This window comes from Actinoplanes sp. NPDC048791, from assembly GCF_040650095.1.
Lineage (GTDB): Bacteria > Actinomycetota > Actinomycetes > Mycobacteriales > Micromonosporaceae > Actinoplanes.
The window spans coordinates 1-2,389 of record NZ_JBEZGQ010001170.1 but is presented as its reverse complement, the minus strand read 5'-3'; the positions used below and the strand labels follow the sequence as shown (position 1 = coordinate 2,389).

Annotated in this window: 3 protein-coding genes and 2 pseudogenes; all 5 read left to right on the top strand. The window is 73.7% G+C overall.

Translation table 11 applies throughout. The features are described 5' to 3' along the window. A pseudogene (locus AB0C29_RS43840) lies at positions 1–175 on the top strand (dihydropteroate synthase); the annotation flags it as partial. After that, positions 172–531: a dihydroneopterin aldolase gene (folB, locus tag AB0C29_RS43835; protein WP_360833639.1), complete on the top strand. Its 360-nt coding sequence runs from the start codon at positions 172–174 to the stop codon at positions 529–531. The pseudogene AB0C29_RS43840 and the gene folB, both read left to right, overlap by 4 nt. Further along, complete coding sequence (folK, locus tag AB0C29_RS43830; RefSeq protein WP_360833637.1) at positions 528–1,055, top strand: 2-amino-4-hydroxy-6-hydroxymethyldihydropteridine diphosphokinase; 528 nt, start codon at positions 528–530, stop codon at positions 1,053–1,055. The genes folB and folK overlap by 4 nt, the downstream gene beginning before the upstream one ends. A 35-nt stretch (positions 1,056–1,090) precedes the next feature. Further along, positions 1,091–1,570, top strand: coding sequence for a DUF3180 domain-containing protein (locus tag AB0C29_RS43825; protein WP_360547098.1), 480 nt, complete (start codon positions 1,091–1,093; stop codon positions 1,568–1,570). A 76-nt stretch (positions 1,571–1,646) separates the two neighbouring features. After that, positions 1,647–2,389 (top strand): annotated as a pseudogene (locus AB0C29_RS43820) (ABC transporter permease); the annotation flags it as partial.

The following is a 2,389-nucleotide window of genomic DNA, read 5'->3' as shown; positions in this document are numbered from 1 at the left end:
GCGGCCCGTGGACGGCCGCGAAGCGGCGACGATCGCCACGTCGGTGCTGGCGGTCGCGGCCGGGGCGTGGGGCGTCCGGGTCCATGACGTACGCGCGACCGTCGACGCCCTGGCCGTGTGGCGCGCCACCGGCAGCCCGCGCATTTCACGATCAACACCTGGGGGTACGCCGTGAGCGACCGCATCTCCCTGCACGGCCTGCGCGTCCGGGGCCACCACGGGGTCTTCGACTTCGAACGGCGCGACGGCCAGGACTTCGTGGTCGACGTCGAGCTGGAACTCGACCTCACCAGGGCGGCGGCCAGCGACGACGTCACCGACACCGTCCACTACGGCGAGCTGGCCGGCCGGCTGGCCGAGGTGATTGCCGGCGAGCCGGTCAACCTGATCGAGACTCTGGCCGACCGGCTCGCGGCGGTCTGCCTGGCGGACGCCCGGGTCACCGCGGCCACGGTCACCGTGCACAAGCCGCAGGCACCGATCCCGCTCGAGTTCGCCGACGTGGCGGTCACCGTCCGGCGGGCCCGATGACCCGGGCGATCCTCTCGCTGGGCAGCAACCTTGGCGACCGGTACGCGTACCTGAAAAGCGCGGTGGAGCAGCTGGGCGAGAGCGTCGTCCTGGTCTCGGGGGTCTACGAGACGCCGCCCTGGGGTGACGTCGACCAACCGGCGTACCTGAATGCGGTGGTCCTGGCCGTGGACCCGGCGGCGGATCCGGCCGGCTGGCTCACCCGGGTCCGCGCGGTCGAGCAGGCGGCGGACCGCGTCCGGGACCCGCAGCGGCGCTTCGGCCCCCGCACCCTGGACGTGGACGTGATCGCGGTGTGGCAGGACGACGGCACGCCCGTGCTCAGTGCCGACCCCGAGCTGACCCTGCCGCATCCCCGGGCGCACCAGCGGGCGTTCGTGCTCAAACCCTGGCTCGATCTGCAGCCCTACGCCCAGCTGCCCGGGCACGGCTGGGTCACCGACCTGCTGAACGCCCCGGAGCTCACCGCCGACGCGAACGCGCTGACCCCGCGGCCCGATCTGCCGTTAGAGTCACAAGAGTGAGCAGTAACCCCGGCGGTGGCGCACCCGATCCGTCGATGCGGCCGACCAGCCTGTCCGTCCTGGTGGTCGCCGGGCTGGCCGCCGCCGCGGTCGGCTGGCTGCTGCTCAGCGCCCTGTACTCGCAGATGCCCCGGCTCCCCTGGCTGCCGATCATCGTGCTCGGCACGCTGGCCGTCGTCGAGGCGACCCTCGCGCAGAACACCGCGGCCCGGATCCAGCGCAAGCCCGGCGCGCCCCGGGTCGACCCGCTGGCCGTCGCCCGGTATGCCGTGCTGGCCAAGGCGTCGGCGCTGGCCGGTGCGCTGTTCGGGGGCTTCTCCGCCGGGCTGCTGGCCTGGCTGGCGCTGGAGCCGACCAGGGCCGCCCGGGACGACGTCCCGGCCGCCATCGCCGGGGTGGTCGCGGCGCTCGCGCTCGTCGGCGCGGCGCTGTGGCTGGAACGCTCCTGCCGGGTGCCGGAGCAACCCGACCAGAAGGACGGCGGCGGCCCGGGACGGCAGGCCGGAAGGTCCTGATCGAGTCCGATCCGGGACTTGAACTGAGGGCCCCTCGTTTCCGTATGCTGTGCCGGCGGCGAAGGAGGTGTGCGAGATGGCCTACGACGAGACCACATATCGGCGTAATACCGGTGACCAGGGCGAAAGTGACCCGGCGGCGTACCGGGCCGGCATCGCGGCCACCGACTTCCGGGCCCGGCGGCGCGACCTGGATCCCGACGAGGGCGAGGGAGTTCAGCTCGTCGAGCCGGCCGGTGACACCGGTCGCCGCGGTGGGGACTTCGACGACGGGCGCGACCGGCTGGGCATCCACATCGGCTGGGAGATCGTCCTGCTGCTGGCGGTCGCCGCGATCGCGTACCTGCTCTATCGGCTCGATCCGGCCAGCCTGCGCCGCCCGGCGCTGGACACCCTGCTCATCACCGGTGCCTCGATCGGCCTGCTCGCCCTCGGCGCCGGCCTGACGCTGCGCGCCGGCGTGCCCAATCTTGCGGTCGGCCCGATCGCCTTGGGCGCCGCGCTGCACTTCGCCGAGAACGGTGACGAGGGCCTGGTCCAGGCGGCCGTGCCGGCGCTGATCGTGGCCGCCGCCGGTGGCCTGATCGTGGCCGTCTTCGTGCTCGTGCTGCACGTGCCCGGCTGGGCCGCGACCCTCGGCGGGGCCATGGGCGTCATCGTCTACGACCAGCTGCGCACCGCGCCGGTCACCGTCCAGGCCGGCTACGACCCGGCCAACCAGGCGTTCTATCTCTTCGGCGGCTTCGCCCTGCTGGCCGTCATCGGCGGCGCGCTGGGCACCGTGATGCCGATCCGGCGGCTGGTCGGCCGGCAGCGAGC

Coding starts and splice junctions, on each gene's coding strand:
- AB0C29_RS43825 (WP_360547098.1), top strand. CDS start 1,091: ATGCGGCCGACCAGCCTGTCCGTCCTGGTGGTCGCCGGGCTGGCCGCC.
- folK (WP_360833637.1), top strand. CDS start 528: ATGACCCGGGCGATCCTCTCGCTGGGCAGCAACCTTGGCGACCGGTAC.